The sequence below is a fragment of the Pseudomonas phenolilytica genome (assembly GCF_021432765.1).
In the GTDB taxonomy this organism is placed as follows: Bacteria; Pseudomonadota; Gammaproteobacteria; order Pseudomonadales; family Pseudomonadaceae; genus Stutzerimonas; species Stutzerimonas phenolilytica.
On record NZ_CP058908.1, the window covers coordinates 2,091,858 to 2,109,282 of the forward strand.

Here is a 17,425-nt window from a genome sequence, read left to right on the forward strand (position 1 = left end):
GCGAGGAGCGCGAGTCGTCGGGGATCAGCCCGTCCGCTAAGGGCGGGCCGCCTGTGCTGGCAACCCGCTTCCGAGGTGCTTACTGCAGGGCGTTGGCCTGTCCGGCGCTGCGCCGCTCTTCCTGCCATTGGGCAAGTGTAGGCGCTGCCTGGTCGCCATCGAGGCGATGGACGATCTCGAAGTAGTCCTGCTTGAAACGGTCCCTGAGCACTTCCTCGCGCGGCTTGACGCGTACGGCATACACCGTCTGCACGTTCTGGTGATCGAAGCTGCGCCAGTGCTGCTCATCCTTGAGCAATTTGTAGCGATGGTTTTCCAGCGCGGCGATCACCGACTCGCTGGCAAGGCTGCGGGCACGCGTGACGGCGTCGGCCCATTGATGCACGATGCTGTATGCCGAGGCGGCGGAGCTGGACGGATGGGTCTGGTAGCGCTCGTCGAAGTTGCGAACGAAGGCCTGCCCGCGTTCGGAGCCCTCCAGTTCGGGAACGCGCCAGGTCCAGGGCTCGGTGCCAAGGACGCCGCGCATGATGTCCGGGCCGGCGAGCTCGACCATGCTCTGGGTCAGGTTGGGCACAGCGATCTGCATCTTGGTGTTCAGGCCGAGTTCATCGGCGATGCGCATGGCGCGCACCAGATCCTCGCCGAACAGCACGAGCACCAGCACTTCGGTGTCACTGCTGGCCGCCTGCTGCAGGGCCTTGCGATAGTCGGACAGCCGGGCGCCGGGGAAGGCGGTCTTCACCCCAGGGTGCTTGTTCTGGTCAGTGGTGCCGGTGGCCTGGCGCAGCGAACTTTCGCTGGTGTGGCCCCAGGTGTAATCGGAGGTGACGTAGAAATAGCGTTTTCCCGGCAGATTCTGGTTGAGGTATTGCCCCAGCACCTGAGCGCTCATCCAGGCGTTGTTGCACTCGCGGAACATATAGCGATGGCCGTCCTTGCCGGTCGTGTCGTTGGAGTAGGTCAGGGTGCCGAAGTACAGCAGGCCATGTTCCTTGGCACGCTTGCTGGCAGCGATGGCAACGGCGCTGGACACCCCGCCGAAGAGCATCGCGACGCCTTCGTCGGCCATCTTGTCGACGTTGGCGACAGCCTTTTCCGGGCGCGAGGCGCTGTTGCGGCTGATCAGCTCCAGCGGACGACCAAGCACGCCGCCGCGGGCATTGATTTCGTCGATGGCCAGCAGCGCGCCGCGCATCTGGGCGAGGCCCTCTTCCTTGTAGCTGCCGGTGCGGGGGTAGTTCAGGCCCAGTTTGATGGGATCGGCTGCCTGGACCGCAGCGCAGCAGCTCAGCATGAGCGCCAGGAGGGTAGTCCGTTTCATCGCGGGAGTTCCTTGCTTACTTGTTATGGTTGTTGGCAATTGCCGCTTTTTACTCCGACGTGGAACGGGCGTCATTACCTCGGGGAAGCTTCGCGGCCGCCAATGTGACTGCGGCAGCATTTTGATGGCGTTTCGACTTTCGCCTTGTTGACCCGGCGCAACGCATCGGTTGGAGACGGCGCTGGGGTTTGCGTTGACAGCGCGCCGCGGCTTTTCTAGGGTGCGGCAGCTCCGTCGCAAGCAAAGGTGAACCGATGACCCAGGATGATCGAATCAAGCTCGAACCGAGCTGGCGGGATGCGCTGCGTGAGGAGTTCGATAAGCCTTATATGCATGAGCTGTCCGCTTTCCTGCGTCGTGAGAAAGCGGCTGGCAAGATCATCTACCCACCCGGGCCGCTGATCTTCAATGCGCTGAATTCGACGCCGCTGGAGCGGGTCGAGGTGGTCATCCTCGGACAGGATCCCTACCACGGGCCCGGGCAGGCCCACGGGCTGTGCTTCTCGGTGCAGCCGGGCGTTGCGCCGCCACCGTCGCTGCAGAACATTTTCAAGGAGCTCAAGCGCGATCTGAACATTGATCCGCCGGGTCACGGCTATCTTCAGCATTGGGCGGATCAGGGGGTGCTGATGCTCAATACCTCGCTGACCGTGGAGCAGGGCAATGCCGGCTCGCATGCCGGCGCTGGCTGGCAGCGCTTCACCGATCGGGTCATCGAGGTGGTGAGCGAGCGGCGGCCGCATCTGGTTTTTCTGCTCTGGGGTGCGCATGCGCAGAGCAAGGCGCGGCTGATCGACCCAACCCGCCATCTGATTCTCAAGTCGGCGCACCCTTCGCCGCTCTCGGCGCATCGCGGTTTTCTGGGTAACGGCCATTTCAGCCGCACCAACCAGTTTCTCCGGCAGCACGGCATGCAGCCGATCGACTGGCAGCTACCCGCGCAGGTCTAGCGCGGGCAGCTCAGTTCCGCTTACTGAAGCATGCTCATCGCCGCGTCCATTGCGGCCGAGAGGTCCTCGTCTTCCTGAAGCAGGGTGCTTGGGTCCAGGCCGAGCTTGGTGAATGCCGGAATCTGGCTCCAGTCCAGCTGCGTGTAGGGGTGATTGCTGCCCAGGTAGCTTTGCAGTGTGGCGACTTGCACGATGTCGACATAGTCGACCGTCGGCGAGTTTCGGGTGAAATCGCTGTATTGGCCGGGCACGATCGCGATCGGCTCGCGAAAGTCCCAGGCGCGCAGGATCTTTTCGCCAAGCAAGGGATGGATGCGGTCGATCACATGATTGAGGCTGATGGAATCGGCCATCAGTTCGCCGTGCTCCTCGGCATAGGTGAGGATGGGCAGGATGCCGATCTGGTGCACGAGGCCCGCCAGCGTCGCCTGATCAGGCAGCAGGCGCGTGTAGTGCCGGCACAGCACGTGGCTGATGGCCGCCACCTCCGTGCTCTTGTTCCAGACTTCCCGCATCTTGCGATCGACCACATCGGTCGTGGCCTGAAACATCTGCTCCATGGCCAGGCCCGTGGCGAGGTTGCAGGTGTAATTGATGCCCAGGCGGCTGATCGCCATCTGCAGATCGGTGATCTCGCGATTGGTGCGCAGCAGCGGGCTGTTGACCACCTTGATGATGCGAGCGGTCAGCGCGGCGTCGTTGCCGATCACCTTGCTCAGCGCGAGGATGCTGACGTCCGGGTCTTCTGCGGCTTCGCGCACCTGCAACGCCACTTCTGGCAGCGTCGGAAGAATCAGTTCGTCGTTCTCGATGGCGTGGGTCAGTTCGCGTTGAACCTTGTCGGCGAGGGTGCTCATGCGATTCCTTCAGTCGTGGAGTGCTGCGTCATGGCCAGCCGCGATGTGCTGTCGGCCGTGTGACCGCCGTTTATACGGGCTTCAGCGCTGGATTTCCTGGTCGGCGTTCAAGGTGTAGGGAAGGTCAAGCAAATTCAGCGGTATGCCATCGGGCGAACCGAGGAAGATGCGGCCGTCTGCGACGGCGTCTTCCTGGACCACCGCCAGCAGTTCCATGCCATTTCCGGCGGCTGCCGCCAACACGACCTCGCCCACGCTCGAGCCGTGCACCGGCGAGAACAGCTCGACGCCTGCGGCTGGCAGTTCGCTCTGCGCGCCTTCCGCGGCAAGGCGATACAGCCTGCGTTTGAGCTTGCCGAGGTATTGCATGCGCGCAACGATTTCTTGTCCGGTGTAACAGCCTTTCTTAAAGCTGACCCCGCCCAATGCCTGCAGATTGATCATCTGCGGAATGAACAGCTCGCGCGTGGTCCCGAAGACCTGGCCCACGCCGGCGCGAATCTGGTCGAGCAGCCAGCGCTGGAGCGGGGCTTCGGCAAGCTGGGCACCTAGACGCAGGCGGACCTGCTCGGCATCCTGCGCCTTGCACCACAGCTCGGCACGTCCGTCGGCCAGACGCAGCGCAATCAGACCATTGCCGCGTACCACCTGATCGGCGGTCTGGGGCAACTCGAGCCCGAGGCCGACCAGGGCGCCATCTCCCTGGCTCAGGCCGAAGCGACACCAGAGCGCACTTTCATCGCTCAGTTGCGACTTGGAAAATACGGCGTACTTGCCGAGATCGGCGAGTTGCGGCTGCAGCAGCTCGCTGGCCATCGCCAGCAGCAGGCCGTTGCCTTCAGTCAGAATGCGAAAACTCGATTGCATCCGCCCCTTCGGGGTGCAGCGGGCGCCGAGGCTGGAGGTGGCGTGATCGAGGTAGTTGAGGTTGCAGGTCAGCTGACCCTGCAAGAACTTGCTGGCGTCTGGGCCGCGTACGGCAAGGACGCCTTCATGCGACAGGACGCAAAAATAGGCAGTGTCGGTCATGGTCGGTCGCCGTGAGAAATCCGGGCGGCCATCATAGCAGGCGGCCGCGAAAAGGCAGCCGCCCCGCAACGGCCGCGATGTACGAATAGACGGTCGTCGGCGTGCCGCTTGCCGGCGGCTGTCGCTATAATGCCGGCCCCCTACGAAGGAGCCGTCGCATGGTCGATCAATCTGAACTCAACCGCCTGTTCTGGCAGAGCCGTCGCGGCATGCTCGAGCTGGACGTGCTGCTGGTGCCATTCGTCAAGGAAGTCTATCCGGGGCTGGATGAGGCGGATCAGCAGCGCTATCGCAAGCTGTTGAGCTGCGAGGATCAGGATCTGTTCGGCTGGTTCATGCAGCGGGGCGAGCCCGAGGATGAGGACCTGCGTCGCATGGTTCGCATGATCCTTGATCGTGTCCAGCCGCAGTAAGGCGCCCTTCGAGTGCCACTGGCAGGCGTCGCGCCTGCTGCTGGGACTCTATCTGTTGCTACAGGGGCTGGCGCTGGTCGGTGTCGGGCTGTCCGCGGCGCCGCTGTCGCTCAAGACTCTGTTGTGGATGTTCGGCGCCGCGCATGCGGGGTGGGTCCTGCCAAGGTCCATTCTGCTGAACAGTCCTGCCGCCTGGCGCGGGCTGCGCCACGATGATGATGGCTGGAGCCTGTGGTCGAAGCGCACCGGCTGGCAGCCGATCCAGTTGCGCCCCGACAGCCTGGCATTGCCGATTGCGATAGTGCTGCGTTTTCGTCTGCCGGGGCAGCGCGTCACCCGTGGCATCTGCATTGCGCGCGATGCGCTGCCGGTGGGGGACCACCGGCGGTTACGGGTGCGGCTGAAGTTCAGTCGCAATAGGTGGGCGGCTGCAGAATAGTATCGACCGCCACCGGCAGTTGCTCGGGGTAGTCCAAGGTGAAGTGCAGGCCGCGGCTTTCCTTGCGCTGCATCGCCGAGCGAATCATCAGGTCCGCTACCAGTGCGAGGTTGCGTAGCTCCAGGAGATCGCGGCTGACCTTGTAGTTTGAATAGAACTCGTCGATCTCATCCAACAGCAGCTTGACCCGATGCTGCGCGCGCATCAGGCGCTTGTTGGTGCGCACGATGCCGACGTAGTCCCACATGAAACGCCGCAGTTCGTCCCAGTTGTGCGCGATAATCACGTCCTCGTCGGAGTCGGTGACCTGGCTGGCATCCCAGGCCGGCAGGTTGCCCGCCAGCTCTATTTCCGGCAGCTGGCGGAGCATGTCCTCAGCGGCCGCGCGCCCATAGACGAAGCATTCGAGCAGCGAGTTGCTCGCCATGCGATTCGCCCCGTGCAGGCCGGTGAAGCTGGTTTCGCCTATCGCGTACAGTCCCGGAATGTCGGTGCGGCCATGCTGGTCGACCACCACGCCGCCGCAGGTGTAATGCGCGGCTGGAACCACCGGGATGGCCTGGCGGGTGATGTCGATGCCGTACGTCAGGCAGCGTTCGTAGACCGTCGGGAAGTGGCCGCGGATGAAGTCGGCCGGTTTGTGGCTGATGTCCAGGTAGACGCAGTCGATGCCAAGGCGTTTCATCTCGTGGTCTATCGCACGGGCCACGATATCGCGTGGCGCCAGTTCCTCGCGCGGATCGAAGCGCGGCATGAAGCGTTCGCCGTTGGGCAGCTTGAGCAGCGCCCCCTCGCCGCGCAGTGCTTCGGTGATCAGGAAGCTCTTGGCCTGGGGGTGGTATAGGCAGGTCGGATGGAACTGGTTGAACTCCAGATTGCCCACTCGGCAACCCGCGCGCCAGGCCATGGCGATGCCGTCGCCACAGGCGCTGTCGGGGTTGCTGGTGTACAGATACACCTTCGCGGCGCCGCCGGTGGCCAGGGCGACGAAGCGGGCCTGGAAGGTCTCCACTTCACCGCTGTTGCGGTTCAGCACGTACGCGCCGAGGCAGCGCTTGCCGGCAAGACCCAGCTTGCGCTCGGTGATCAGGTCCACCGCGACGCGCTGCTGCAGCAATTCGATATTGCTTCGGGCCTGCGCGCGAGTCAGCAGCGTATTGAAGATGGCAGCGCCGGTGGCATCGGCAGCGTGGATGATGCGCCGATGGCTGTGGCCTCCCTCGCGCGTCAGGTGGAACTCGAAGCTGCCATCCTCGCGGTCCGGCGTGTCGTCACGAGTAAAAGGTACACCCTGCTCGATGAGCCACTTGATAGCATCGCGGCTGTGCTCGACGGTGAAACGCACAGCCTCTTCGCGACACAGTCCTCCGCCCGCCACCAGGGTATCGGCGACGTGGGATTCCACCGTGTCGGTGTCATCCAGTACGGCGGCAACTCCGCCCTGGGCCCAATAGGTCGATCCGTTGGCAAGGTCGCCCTTGCTGAGCACGGCGATGCGCAGATGGCTTGGCAGGTTCAGCGCCAGCGTCAGGCCGGCGGCCCCGCTGCCGATGACTAGTACGTCGTACCGATGATGGTGGCTCATGAGCGAGTTCCGCGGAGAAATCGTTTCGTAGTATATAGAGCGAGGCCCGCGACGAGACAGTGGCCGGATTTATATGTTGCTGAGTCAGTGGAACTTTTTTGGGTCCGATTCGCTCAATAAATAGTTGTGGATGCAGACCGGACTCTTGGTGCACGACGGTCCGGTCTGCCAGGGACACCAGGGCGGCATAGACCGCGAATTTCGATTGCGACACCAGGGTGCAATCGCCGTCAGGTATTGCAGGATAGCTTGCTAGTAGGGGGAGAACTTTTGCGTAGAGCCCGTGTCTATTCTGGCAGGTCGGTTTGCTGGTGTGAGCGATACCCCTTCGGTAGGACGGAGGCGTATACATGCTGACCCAGGAGCAGGACCAGCAGCTGGTTGAGCGAGTGCAGCGGGGCGACAAGCGAGCGTTCGATCTCCTTGTGCTGAAGTACCAGCACAAGATTCTTGGTCTGATCGTGCGTTTCGTTCATGACTCTCATGAGGCCCAAGATGTGGCGCAAGAGGCTTTCATCAAAGCCTATCGTGCACTCGCAAATTTTCGCGGTGACAGTGCGTTCTATACGTGGCTGTACCGCATCGCCATCAATACGGCGAAGAACCATCTGGTGGCGCGTGGCAGACGTCCGCCGGACAGTGATGTGAGTTCCGAAGATGCCGAGTTTTACGAAGGCGATCACGCCCTGAAGGATATCGAGTCTCCCGAACGCTCGCTGCTTCGGGACGAAATCGAAGATACGGTACATCGGACCATTCAATTGCTTCCCGAAGATTTGCGCACCGCTCTAACGTTGCGTGAATTTGATGGTCTTAGTTACGAGGACATCGCGAGCGTGATGCAGTGTCCCGTAGGAACGGTGCGCTCTCGGATTTTTCGGGCGCGCGAAGCCATAGATAAAGCGTTGCAACCCTTGTTGCATGAGTCCTGAGACAGCGGCGACAGCCAAGAGAGGAACCGCCATGAGTCGTGAAGCCCTGCATGAATCGCTGTCCGCGGTGATGGATAACGAAGCGGACGAGTTGGAATTACGTCGTGTGCTCGCCGCAGGTGATGACGGTGAGATGCGGTCGACCTGGTCGCGCTACCAGATTGCCCGTGCTGCCATGCACAAGGAGTTGCTCGAGCCGCGCCTGGATATTGCAGCTGCCGTCTCCGCAGCGCTGGCCGACGAGGCTGTGCCAGTCAAACCGCAGGGCTCGCCTTGGCGCGGCCTTGGCCGGCTGGCGGTAGCGGCTTCGGTTACCGTCGCCGTTCTGGCGGGTGTTCGTCTGTACAATCAGAGCGAAGTTGCCGGTCCGCAGATGGCACAACAACAAGCTGCTCAGCCTGTCCTCGCTGTTCCGCAGGTTGGGCAGGGCCCGGCGGTTCTGGCCGGCTACAGCGAAGGGCAGGTTGAAGCGCCGGCGCAGACGGCGGCTCAGACGGCTCCTGTGGAGCGCTGGCACGAAGAGCGGCTGCCGTCCTACGTGCGTCAACACGCACAGCAGGCCGCATTTGGTAGTGGTGCAGAGGGTGCACTGCCATATGCGCGTGCCGCGAGCATGGAAGAACGTTAGGGAGAAGCATGCGCGTCTTACCGCTGTGTGTGATGTTCGGAGGCTGGCTATCGATGCCGGCCTTCGCTGTTGATGCCGGAACGTGGATGAGCAAGCTTGCCCAGGCGGAACGGACTCAGAACTATATGGGCACGTTCGTCTACGAGCGCAATGGCAGTTTTTCCAGTCATGCGATCTGGCGACGGGTCGAGGAAGGGCATCTGCAGGAGCGCATGCTCCAGCTCGACGGGCCGGCGATAGAGGTTGTACGGCGCGACGGTCAGGTGCAATGCGCTACCGACGGGTTGACGACCCAGGTCGACCGCCAGGGCACTTGGGATGATCGGCGCCTCGACGTAAAGGCGCTCTCGGAGTGGTACGAGTTTCGCCTGATGGGCGAGTCCCGGGTTGCCGGCCGACCTGCGGTTGCGCTGGGAGTGCTGGCTAAAGACCAGCATCGTTACAGCTTCGAGCTTCATCTCGACCGCGAGACGGCTCTACCGCTCAAGTCGCTCATGCTGAGCGACAAAGGACAGCTGCTTGAGCGGTTTCAGTTTACTCGTTTCGAACCCGACGCGGCCGATGCGCAGTCAGTGCGTCAGGGCCCAGCATGTGAAAATGTCTCGCTTAAAGCCGCCCCTCATCAGGTCGATACGGCATGGCGTTCCGACTGGTTACCGCCTGGTTTTGTATTACAGGGGGCGGACGTGCGGCCGAGTCCAGTTTCAAGCGAATCGGTTTCCTGGCTGTCCTATAGTGACGGGCTGACGAGTTTTTCCGTGTTTCTCGAGCCGCTGGGCGACGCGACGGTCAGTGACGCTCGCAGTCAGATGGGACCGACGGCGTCGGTTGCTAAGCGCATCAGCACGCCGGAAGGCGACGTGATGGTGACTGTCGTGGGTGAGATCCCGCTCGGAACCGCAGAGCGCGTGGCGCTTTCGATGCGCGCGGCCTCGCAATGATCGAAGAGCAGGGACGCGTTGTCGCTGTGGAACCAGGCGCCGTCTGGGTCCAGACGCAGCGTCGCAGCACTTGTTCAGGATGCGTTGCAAAAAATGGCTGCGGGCAGGGCCTGATGGAGCGTCTGGACGTACGCGAGCGAAGCGGGCTGGTCCGTGCGGTGTCGGCGCTGCAACTGCAGGTCGGTGATGCCGTCGTGCTGGGTATCGAGGAGCGCGTATTGCTGCGTGGGGCGCTCCTTGTCTATCTTTTTCCCCTGCTCATGATGCTGATTGCCGCCGCAGCGGCGGCACAGTGGTCGGCTAGCGAGCCTTGGATCATCGCGGCGGGGTTGGGTGGATTCGTTATCGCCTGGGGTATCGTGCGCCTGCGTAGCCGGCGCGTGGCGAACGATCCGAGTCTGCAACCCGTGGTACTGCGGGCCATGCTCGCCGGTTCGCCTGGCATGCAGTGAGATTTTCCGTTCGTTCGTCAGTGGGGGCTAGTTCATGTTCAATCGAAACAGCTGCTTCGCCTTTTTGGCGGGGCTGGCGTTGCTGGGGCAGGCGGTTGTTGCGCAAGCGGCGCTGCCGGATTTCACGCCGCTGGTAGAGAGCGCATCCCCGGCAGTGGTCAACATCAGCACCAAGCAGAAACTCCCGACACGTGGCGCGTCGGCGCAGATTCCCGATCTGGAGGGCTTGCCTCCGATCTTTCGGGAGTTCTTCGAGCGCAGTATTCCTCAATTACCCGACGGTCGCGGCCAGCAGCGCGAGGCGCAATCGCTGGGTTCGGGTTTCATCATTTCAGCTGATGGTTATGTGCTGACTAACAATCATGTCGTTGCAGACGCCGACGAGATCATTGTGCGTCTGCCCGATCGCAGTGAGTTGGAAGCCAAGCTGGTCGGTGCCGATCCGCGTACCGATGTTGCCGTGTTGAAAGTCGAGGGTGAGGGATTGCCGACCGTCAAACTGGGTGATTCCAGTGCGCTCAAGGTTGGCGAGTGGGTGTTGGCGATTGGCTCGCCGTTCGGCTTCGATCACACCGTGACCGCAGGTATTGTCAGCGCAACCGGGCGCAGTCTGCCGAACGAGAGCTATGTGCCGTTCATTCAGACCGATGTTGCGATCAACCCAGGCAACTCCGGCGGTCCGCTGTTTAATCTCGCGGGTGAAGTCGTCGGGATAAATTCGCAGATATTCACCCGGTCAGGCGGTTTCATGGGCTTGTCCTTCGCCATTCCGATCGATGTGGCGATGGATGTCGCCAATCAGCTGCGCACAGAGGGCAAGGTCAGTCGTGGGTGGCTGGGCGTGGTCATCCAGGAAGTGAACAAGGATCTGGCGGAGTCGTTCGGCCTCGAGCGTCCGGCCGGGGCTCTGGTGGCCCAGGTGATGGATGGTGGCCCAGCTGCTCGCGGTGGATTGCGCGTGGGTGACGTGATTCTGAGTATGAATGGTAAGCCCATCATCATGTCGGCTGATCTGCCGCACCTCGTCGGTGCGCTCAAGCCAGGAAGTACCGCTCGAATGGAAGTCGTACGCGAGGGTGAGCGGCGCGAGGTCAGCGTGCAGATCGGTGCGCTGCCGGAAGAGGGCGACGAAATCGCCGCGGCGGGCGCCGGGCCGGAGCAGAGCGACAACCGCCTGGGGGTCAAGGTTTCCGAGTTGACTGCGGAGCAGCGCGCCAGCTTGGATCTGCAGGGCGGGGTGGTTATCACCGAAATTCTAAATGGTCCGGCTGCGATGATCGGTCTGCGTCCGGGTGATGTGATCACGCATCTGAACAACCAGGCCATCGATTCAGCCAAGACCTTCGGTCGGGTGGCCGCCCAATTGCCTAAGAATCGTTCGGTATCGATGCGGGTGTTGCGTCAGGGACGCGCGAGCTTCATCACCTTCAAATTGGCGGAATGACGCGGGCGTCATGTTGAAGAAAAAGGGCGGCGATGGCCGCCCTTTTTCTTGTGTCCGCGTTATGCAAGTGAGTGTCGACCCGGTTGGGCGCGTGGCGCTCGCGGGGCTGATCAGTTAAACTTCGCGGCTATTTTCGGCGGGCAATCGGCCTGCGGCATTTTTCGAGTGTTCAGCTGTGAGTGACCTGAGTCATATCCGCAACTTCTCCATCATCGCCCACATCGACCATGGCAAGTCGACCCTGGCCGATCGGTTCATTCAGATCTGCGGCGGCCTGTCCGAACGCGAGATGGAGGCTCAGGTCCTCGATTCCATGGATCTCGAGCGCGAGCGCGGCATCACGATCAAGGCGCACAGCGTGACCCTGCACTACAAAGCGCAGGACGGCAAAACCTACCAGCTGAACTTCATCGACACCCCTGGTCACGTCGACTTCACCTATGAAGTCAGCCGCTCGCTGGCGGCCTGTGAGGGCGCGCTGCTCGTGGTGGACGCTGGTCAGGGCGTCGAGGCGCAGTCGGTGGCCAACTGCTACACAGCCATCGAGCAAGGCCTCGAGGTCATGCCGGTGCTGAACAAGATGGACTTGCCCCAGGCCGAGCCGGAGCGGGTCAAGGAAGAGATCGAACACGTCATTGGTATTGACGCCACCGACGCCGTGGCCTGCAGCGCCAAGAGCGGCATGGGGGTGGAGGATGTGCTGGAGCGCCTTGTGCAGATCATCCCGCCGCCCGAGGGAGATATCGAGGCGCCATTGCAGGCACTGATCATCGACTCCTGGTTCGACAACTATCTCGGCGTAGTGTCCCTGGTCCGCGTGCGCCACGGGCGAGTGAAGAAAGGCGACAAGATCCTCGTCAAGTCGACCGGCAAGATCCATCAGGTCGACAGTGTTGGCGTCTTTACTCCGAAGCACACTGCTACCGCCGATCTCAAGGCTGGCGAGGTGGGCTTCATCATCGCCGGCATCAAGGACATCCAGGGCGCCCCGGTGGGCGACACCCTGACCCTGTCCACGACCCCGGATGTCGAGGTGCTGCCGGGTTTCAAGCGGGTCAAGCCACAGGTCTATGCCGGCCTGTTCCCCGTCAGCTCGGATGATTTCGAAGACTTTCGCGACGCCTTGGAGAAACTGACGCTCAACGACGCCGCGCTGCAGTACGAGCCGGAAAGCTCCGACGCGCTGGGTTTCGGCTTCCGTATTGGTTTCCTTGGCATGCTGCATATGGAGATCATTCAGGAGCGCCTGGAGCGCGAGTACGACCTGGATCTGATCACCACCGCACCGACGGTAGTGTTCGAGGTGGTGCTGAAGAACGGCGACACCGTCTACGTCGACAACCCTTCCAAGCTGCCTGATCTGGCCTCGATTGCCGAGATGCGCGAGCCGATCTGCCGCGCCAACATCCTCGTGCCGCAGGATCACCTGGGCAGTGTGATCACCCTGTGCATCGAGAAGCGCGGCGTGCAGCGCGACATGCATTTCCTCGGCAGCCAGGTGCAGGTCAGCTATGACCTGCCGATGAACGAGGTGGTGATGGATTTCTTCGACCGCCTGAAGTCGGCCAGCCGCGGCTATGCCTCGCTGGATTACGGTTTCGACCGCTTCCAGCCGGCCAATCTGGTGCGTCTGGACGTACTCATCAACGGCGAGCGAGTCGATGCGCTGGCGCTGATCGTCCACCGCGACAACGCGGCGTACAAGGGGCGCCAGCTGGTGGAGAAGATGAAGGAACTGATCCCACGGCAGATGTTCGACGTGGCGATTCAGGCGGCCATCGGCGGGCAGGTGATCGCGCGCTCGACGGTCAAGGCGCTTCGGAAGAACGTCCTCGCCAAGTGCTATGGCGGTGACGTCAGCCGCAAGCGCAAGCTGCTGGAGAAGCAGAAGGCGGGCAAGAAGCGTATGAAGCAGGTCGGCAGCGTGGAGATTCCACAAGAGGCGTTCCTCGCGGTACTGAAGGTAGATAGCTGATATGTCGATCAATTTCCCGCTGGTGCTGGTCCTTGCGGTCATTGTCTGTGGGCTGCTGGCGCTGAGCGACCTGCTGTTCTTCGCGCCCAGGCGTCGCGCCGCCATCGCCAGTTATGAGGGGCGCAATGGTGCGATCGATTCGGCTACGCTCGAAGCGCTCAGCCGCGAGCCGGTACTGATCGAGTACGGCAAATCGTTTTTCCCCGTGCTGGCGATCGTGTTGGTGCTGCGCTCGTTTCTGGTCGAGCCGTTTCAGATTCCCTCGGGATCGATGAAGCCGACGCTGGAAGTGGGCGATTTCATTCTGGTCAACAAGTTTGCCTATGGCATTCGCCTTCCGGTGGTTGATACCAAGATCGTCGAGGTAAGCGACCCGCAGCGTGGCGACGTCATGGTGTTCCGCTATCCGAGCGATCCGAACGTCAACTACATCAAGCGGGTGGTCGGCTTGCCGGGCGACGTGATTCGCTACAGCAGTGAACGTCGGCTGTACGTCAACGATCAGCTCGTGGCCGAGACATTGATTGGCGACGAGCCGGGCAGTCTGGGCAGTGCGCGCCTGTATCGCGAGAAACTGGGCGAGGTAGAGCATCTGATCCGTAAGGAAATGGGGCGATATCGGATGGAGCCCAGCCGCCAATGGACGGTCCCGCAAGGCCATTACTTCATGATGGGCGACAATCGCGATAATTCGAATGACAGTCGCTATTGGCAGGATGATGCGATCCCCACGACATTGGCCGGAATGGTACCGGATCGCAATATCGTCGGTAAGGCATTCGCGGTGTGGATGAGCTGGCCGGATCCAAAGTTCAGCAACCTGCCGCATTTCTCCCGCGTGGGGCTGATTCACTAAGCTGTGAATTATGGCCTCCGCGCCAGCAGCATGGCTGTTTATAGTGGCGCTGCCCCGATCGGTGGGTATCGCAACGACATAGAGGTCGACATGAGCTTTGCGCATTCGCAAAAAGGGCTGTCCATGCTCAGCTGGATCATGGTGCTGGCGCTGGTAGCATTTCTGGCCAGCACGGCATTTAAGATGCTTCCTCACTACTTTGACTACATGTCCATGGACAAGATCATCCAGTCCGTGGAAACCGATACGGCAGCGGAAGTCCGCAGCGTGGGCGAGTTCTATACTCATGTCAGCAAGGGCATGCAGGTCAACGGTATTCAGGACGTCAATCTGAAAGAAGTGCTCAAGGTCGAGATCCAGGAAAACGAATTCCGAGCGCACCTGAAGTACGAAAAACGCGAGCCGCTGATCCGCAATCTCGATCTGGTGGCCAACTTCGACAAACACTATCGCCTAAGGATGCCGTGAGCACTTCGCTAGCCCGCCTCGAGCGCAAGCTCGGCTACCAATTCAAGGATCAGGAGCTGATGCTCCTGGCGCTGACCCATCGCAGCTACGCCGGGCGCAATAACGAGCGCCTGGAGTTTCTTGGTGATGCGATCCTCAACTTCATCGCTGGCGAAGCGCTGTTTCATCACTTCACCCAGGCGCGGGAAGGCCAGCTATCGCGCCTGCGGGCGCGACTGGTGAAAGGCGAGACCCTGGCGGTGCTGGCGCGTGGTTTCGAGCTCGGCGACCACCTCAGGCTGGGCTCTGGCGAGCTCAAGAGCGGTGGTTTTCGCCGTGAATCCATTCTTGCCGATACGCTCGAAGCACTGATCGGTGCCATCTACCTGGATGCCGGCATGGAGGCCGCGCGCGAGCGCGTTCTCGCCTGGTTGGCCAACGAGTTGCAGGGGCTGACCTTGGTCGATACCAACAAGGATCCGAAAACGCGACTGCAGGAGTTCCTGCAATCGCGCGCCTGCGAGCTGCCGCGCTACGAGGTGGTGGATATCCAGGGAGAGCCGCACTGCCGAACGTTTTACGTGGAATGCCAGGTGGCGCTGCTGGTGGACAAGACGCGCGGACAGGGTGCCAGTCGCCGCATCGCTGAACAGGTTGCCGCGGCAGCCGCACTGATCGCCCTCGGCGTGGAGAACGGAAATGACTGACCAGCAGCTGCAATCGGAAGATGTCAGTCGTTGTGGTTATGTAGCCATTGTCGGGCGGCCGAACGTCGGCAAGTCGACGCTGCTGAACCACATCCTCGGGCAGAAATTGGCGATCACTTCGCGTAAGCCGCAGACCACCCGCCACAATATGCTCGGGATCAAGACTGAGGGTGCCGTGCAGGCGGTCTACGTTGATACCCCAGGTCTGCACAAGAACGGTGAGACGGCGCTCAATCGCTACATGAACCGGACTGCCGCCTCGGCGCTGAAGGATGTCGACGTGGTCATCTTCGTTGTCGACCGCACCCGCTGGACCGACGAGGATCAGGCTGTGCTCGAGCGGGTACGGTACGTCACCGGGCCGCTGATCGTCGCAGTGAACAAGACCGACCGTATCGAGGACAAGGCCGAGCTGCTGCCGCACCTGCGCTGGCTCGCCGAGCAGCTGCCGAACGCCGAGATCGTGCCGATTTCCGCACAGCACGGACAGAACCTTGAAACGCTGGAGCAACTCGTAGCCGAGCGTCTACCGGAGAGCGAGCACTTTTTCCCGGAAGATCAGATCACCGATCGCAGCAGCCGCTTCCTTGCCGCTGAACTGGTGCGCGAAAAGATCATGCGTCAGCTCGGCGCCGAGGTGCCGTACCAGATCACCGTGGAGATCGAGGACTTCAAGCAGGAAGGTCCCGTACTGCACATCCATGCGCTCATTCTGGTGGAGCGCGACGGACAGAAGAAGATCATCATCGGCGACAAGGGCGAGCGCATCAAACGCATCGGCCAGGAAGCGCGCAAGGACATGGAGGTGCTGTTCGACTCCAAGGTCATGCTCAACCTGTGGGTCAAGGTGAAAGGCGGCTGGTCCGACGACGAGCGCGCGCTGCATTCGCTGGGTTATAACTGACGCCGTAGCGACCAGCCTCTGCCAGCGGCAGGCGCGCCCGCTGCCGGCTCGACTCGAGCGTCACCGACCGATGGATTTCACCTCTCCCCAACCTGCCTTCGTTCTGCACAGCCGTCCCTACAAGGAAAGCAGCGCGCTGGTCGATCTGCTCACGCCCCTGGGAAGGCTGCGCGCGGTCATGCGCGCGGCCCGTGGCAAGGCCGGCAGCCTGATTCGCCCGTTCGTCTCGCTGGAGGTGGAACTGCGCGGCAAATCCGACCTCAAGACCATCGCTCGCCTCGAAGGCGCCGGGCCGGCGCACTGGCTCGATGGCCAGGCGTTGTTCGGCGGGCTGTACCTCAACGAATTGCTGATCCGCTTGCTGCCAGTCGAAGATGCCCATCCGGCGCTGTTCCAGCATTACGTGGCCACGCTGCCGGCGCTGGCGGCGCACCGGCCGCTGGAACCGTTGCTGCGAGCGTTCGAATGGCGTCTGCTCGGCGAGCTGGGCTATGGTTTCGCCCTCGAGACCGATATCGCTGGCCGGCCGATCGAGCCGCAGCGTCTCTACCGGCTGCTGCCCGACGCCGGGCTCGAACCGGTCGAGTCGTTCCAGCCAGGGTTGTTCAGCGGAGCCGAGTTGCTGGCGATGGCCGAGGCCGATTGGCAGGTGTCCGGTGCGCTCGCGGCCGCCAAACGACTGATGCGCCAGGCGCTGGCACCGCATCTGGGCGGTCGACCGTTGGTCAGCCGCGAACTGTTCATGAATCTGAAGGAGGCCCCGCGTGGCTGAAGCCAATCGAATTCTGCTCGGCGTCAACGTCGATCATATTGCTACGTTGCGCCAAGCGCGTGGCACGCGTTACCCGGATCCGGTCAAGGCGGCGCTGGATGCCGAAGAAGCCGGGGCAGACGGCATCACCGTGCATCTGCGCGAGGACCGTCGGCATATCCAGGAGCGTGACGTGTTGCTGATGAAGGACGTTCTGCAGACGCGGATGAACTTCGAGATGGGCGTCACCGAAGCCATGCTTGCCTTTGCCGAGCAGCTGCGCCCGGAGCATGTCTGTCTGGTGCCGGAAACCCGCCAGGAGCTAACGACCGAAGGTGGGTTGGATGTCGCCGGCCAGGAAGCGCGCATCCGCGCCGCGGTCGAGCGCCTGCATGCTTGCGGCGCCGAGGTTTCGCTGTTTATCGATGCCGACCCGAGGCAGATCGAGGCGGCGGCGCGCATTGGGGCGCCAGCCATCGAGTTGCACACCGGCCGCTATGCCGACGCGCACGGTGCAGCCGAGCGTGCCTGCGAGCTGGCGCGCATCCGCGAGGGGGTCGAGGCCGGGCTCAGCCACGGACTGATCGTCAATGCCGGGCACGGGCTGCATTACCACAACACCGAGGCGATCGCCGCGATCCGCGGGATCAACGAGCTGAACATCGGCCACGCCATCGTTGCGCATGCGCTGTTCGTCGGGTTCAAGCAGGCGGTAGCGGAAATGAAGCAGTTGATACTCGCGGCTGCCGCGCGGGGTTGAGTGCGCAGCGGCGGAAAAGAGCTTCGCGCGT

General features: G+C 62.2%; 19 protein-coding genes. 15 read left to right on the forward strand and 4 right to left on the reverse strand.

The window, feature by feature from the left end; all coding sequences use genetic code 11:
- Window positions 1–79 precede the first annotated feature (79 nt).
- Complete coding sequence (locus HU825_RS10080; protein WP_043295929.1) at window positions 80–1,324, reverse strand: ABC transporter substrate-binding protein; 1,245 nt, start codon at window positions 1,322–1,324, stop codon at window positions 80–82.
- Window positions 1,325–1,578: 254 nt separating this feature from the next.
- Here HU825_RS10080 and ung point away from each other — a divergent pair, with 254 nt between their 5' ends.
- Window positions 1,579–2,274 (forward strand): uracil-DNA glycosylase, encoded by a 696-nt coding sequence (gene ung, locus HU825_RS10085; RefSeq protein WP_054093684.1) that lies wholly within the window; start codon window positions 1,579–1,581, stop codon window positions 2,272–2,274.
- Between the two features lie 20 nt (window positions 2,275–2,294).
- Here the strand turns inward: ung and HU825_RS10090 are convergent, their stop codons facing one another.
- Window positions 2,295–3,131, reverse strand: a complete 837-nt coding sequence (locus tag HU825_RS10090; RefSeq protein ID WP_054093685.1) for an HDOD domain-containing protein — start codon at window positions 3,129–3,131, stop codon at window positions 2,295–2,297.
- A gap of 81 nt (window positions 3,132–3,212) precedes the next feature.
- Entirely contained in the window at window positions 3,213–4,160 is a 948-nt protein-coding gene (locus HU825_RS10095; RefSeq protein WP_234301958.1) for a CAF17-like 4Fe-4S cluster assembly/insertion protein YgfZ, read from the reverse strand.
- A gap of 158 nt (window positions 4,161–4,318) precedes the next feature.
- Here HU825_RS10095 and HU825_RS10100 point away from each other — a divergent pair, with 158 nt between their 5' ends.
- Together HU825_RS10100 and HU825_RS10105 are read left to right on the forward strand one after the other, a co-directional pair.
- A complete protein-coding gene (locus tag HU825_RS10100; protein ID WP_003287075.1) occupies window positions 4,319–4,573 on the forward strand; it encodes an FAD assembly factor SdhE in 255 nt (84 codons plus the stop codon).
- Window positions 4,557–5,012, forward strand: a complete 456-nt coding sequence (locus HU825_RS10105; protein ID WP_054093687.1) for a protein YgfX — start codon at window positions 4,557–4,559, stop codon at window positions 5,010–5,012. Before HU825_RS10100 ends, HU825_RS10105 begins: the two co-directional genes overlap by 17 nt.
- On the opposite strand, the gene nadB is transcribed toward HU825_RS10105, so the two are convergent.
- Entirely contained in the window at window positions 4,981–6,597 is a 1,617-nt protein-coding gene (nadB, locus tag HU825_RS10110) for an L-aspartate oxidase (protein ID WP_043295934.1), read from the reverse strand. The two genes, HU825_RS10105 and nadB, sit on opposite strands and share 32 nt — an antisense overlap.
- Before the next feature lie 350 nt (window positions 6,598–6,947).
- On the opposite strand from nadB, the gene rpoE reads away from it, so the two are divergent.
- The 12 genes from rpoE to pdxJ all read left to right on the forward strand — a co-directional run bounded on the left by rpoE (window position 6,948) and on the right by pdxJ (window position 17,394).
- On the forward strand, window positions 6,948–7,529 hold the full coding sequence (gene rpoE / locus HU825_RS10115; protein ID WP_008566789.1) for an RNA polymerase sigma factor RpoE/AlgU: 582 nt from the start codon (window positions 6,948–6,950) through the stop codon (window positions 7,527–7,529).
- A 31-nt stretch (window positions 7,530–7,560) separates the two neighbouring features.
- Window positions 7,561–8,157: a sigma-E factor negative regulatory protein gene (locus tag HU825_RS10120; RefSeq protein ID WP_043295935.1), complete on the forward strand. Its 597-nt coding sequence runs from the start codon at window positions 7,561–7,563 to the stop codon at window positions 8,155–8,157.
- Between the two features lie 8 nt (window positions 8,158–8,165).
- Entirely contained in the window at window positions 8,166–9,098 is a 933-nt protein-coding gene (locus tag HU825_RS10125) for a MucB/RseB C-terminal domain-containing protein (RefSeq protein WP_054093688.1), read from the forward strand.
- Window positions 9,095–9,550 (forward strand): SoxR reducing system RseC family protein, encoded by a 456-nt coding sequence (locus tag HU825_RS10130; protein WP_043295937.1) that lies wholly within the window; start codon window positions 9,095–9,097, stop codon window positions 9,548–9,550. The genes HU825_RS10125 and HU825_RS10130 overlap by 4 nt, the downstream gene beginning before the upstream one ends.
- Window positions 9,551–9,584: 34 nt before the next feature.
- Window positions 9,585–10,994 carry a DegQ family serine endoprotease gene (locus HU825_RS10135; RefSeq protein WP_043295938.1) on the forward strand — a complete coding sequence of 470 codons (1,410 nt, stop codon included), beginning with the start codon at window positions 9,585–9,587 and terminating at the stop codon, window positions 10,992–10,994.
- Between the two features lie 175 nt (window positions 10,995–11,169).
- Window positions 11,170–12,969: a translation elongation factor 4 gene (gene lepA / locus HU825_RS10140; protein WP_043295939.1), complete on the forward strand. Its 1,800-nt coding sequence runs from the start codon at window positions 11,170–11,172 to the stop codon at window positions 12,967–12,969.
- Window position 12,970: 1 nt separating this feature from the next.
- On the forward strand, window positions 12,971–13,825 hold the full coding sequence (lepB, locus tag HU825_RS10145) for a signal peptidase I (RefSeq protein ID WP_043295940.1): 855 nt from the start codon (window positions 12,971–12,973) through the stop codon (window positions 13,823–13,825).
- A 90-nt stretch (window positions 13,826–13,915) separates the two neighbouring features.
- Window positions 13,916–14,293 (forward strand): DUF4845 domain-containing protein, encoded by a 378-nt coding sequence (locus HU825_RS10150; protein WP_054093690.1) that lies wholly within the window; start codon window positions 13,916–13,918, stop codon window positions 14,291–14,293.
- Window positions 14,290–14,979 carry a ribonuclease III gene (rnc, locus tag HU825_RS10155; protein ID WP_043295942.1) on the forward strand — a complete coding sequence of 230 codons (690 nt, stop codon included), beginning with the start codon at window positions 14,290–14,292 and terminating at the stop codon, window positions 14,977–14,979. The genes HU825_RS10150 and rnc overlap by 4 nt, the downstream gene beginning before the upstream one ends.
- Window positions 14,972–15,883 carry a GTPase Era gene (gene era, locus HU825_RS10160; protein WP_156716358.1) on the forward strand — a complete coding sequence of 304 codons (912 nt, stop codon included), beginning with the start codon at window positions 14,972–14,974 and terminating at the stop codon, window positions 15,881–15,883. The genes rnc and era overlap by 8 nt, the downstream gene beginning before the upstream one ends.
- Window positions 15,884–15,953: 70 nt before the next feature.
- Complete coding sequence (gene recO / locus HU825_RS10165; RefSeq protein ID WP_234301959.1) at window positions 15,954–16,655, forward strand: DNA repair protein RecO; 702 nt, start codon at window positions 15,954–15,956, stop codon at window positions 16,653–16,655.
- On the forward strand, window positions 16,648–17,394 hold the full coding sequence (gene pdxJ / locus HU825_RS10170) for a pyridoxine 5'-phosphate synthase (RefSeq protein ID WP_234301960.1): 747 nt from the start codon (window positions 16,648–16,650) through the stop codon (window positions 17,392–17,394). Before recO ends, pdxJ begins: the two co-directional genes overlap by 8 nt.
- The last annotated feature ends 31 nt before the right edge of the window (window positions 17,395–17,425 follow it).

Bases quoted from the DNA above. Each gene is read 5' to 3' on its own strand.
- HU825_RS10080 (WP_043295929.1), bottom strand. From the start codon at position 1,324: ATGAAACGGACTACCCTCCTGGCGCTCATGCTGAGCTGCTGCGCTGCG.
- ung (WP_054093684.1), top strand. From the start codon at position 1,579: ATGACCCAGGATGATCGAATCAAGCTCGAACCGAGCTGGCGGGATGCG.
- HU825_RS10090 (WP_054093685.1), bottom strand. From the start codon at position 3,131: ATGAGCACCCTCGCCGACAAGGTTCAACGCGAACTGACCCACGCCATC.
- HU825_RS10095 (WP_234301958.1), bottom strand. From the start codon at position 4,160: ATGACCGACACTGCCTATTTTTGCGTCCTGTCGCATGAAGGCGTCCTT.
- HU825_RS10100 (WP_003287075.1), top strand. From the start codon at position 4,319: ATGGTCGATCAATCTGAACTCAACCGCCTGTTCTGGCAGAGCCGTCGC.
- nadB (WP_043295934.1), bottom strand. From the start codon at position 6,597: ATGAGCCACCATCATCGGTACGACGTACTAGTCATCGGCAGCGGGGCC.
- rpoE (WP_008566789.1), top strand. From the start codon at position 6,948: ATGCTGACCCAGGAGCAGGACCAGCAGCTGGTTGAGCGAGTGCAGCGG.
- HU825_RS10120 (WP_043295935.1), top strand. From the start codon at position 7,561: ATGAGTCGTGAAGCCCTGCATGAATCGCTGTCCGCGGTGATGGATAAC.
- HU825_RS10125 (WP_054093688.1), top strand. From the start codon at position 8,166: ATGCGCGTCTTACCGCTGTGTGTGATGTTCGGAGGCTGGCTATCGATG.
- HU825_RS10130 (WP_043295937.1), top strand. From the start codon at position 9,095: ATGATCGAAGAGCAGGGACGCGTTGTCGCTGTGGAACCAGGCGCCGTC.
- HU825_RS10135 (WP_043295938.1), top strand. From the start codon at position 9,585: ATGTTCAATCGAAACAGCTGCTTCGCCTTTTTGGCGGGGCTGGCGTTG.
- lepB (WP_043295940.1), top strand. From the start codon at position 12,971: ATGTCGATCAATTTCCCGCTGGTGCTGGTCCTTGCGGTCATTGTCTGT.
- HU825_RS10150 (WP_054093690.1), top strand. From the start codon at position 13,916: ATGAGCTTTGCGCATTCGCAAAAAGGGCTGTCCATGCTCAGCTGGATC.
- era (WP_156716358.1), top strand. From the start codon at position 14,972: ATGACTGACCAGCAGCTGCAATCGGAAGATGTCAGTCGTTGTGGTTAT.
- recO (WP_234301959.1), top strand. From the start codon at position 15,954: ATGGATTTCACCTCTCCCCAACCTGCCTTCGTTCTGCACAGCCGTCCC.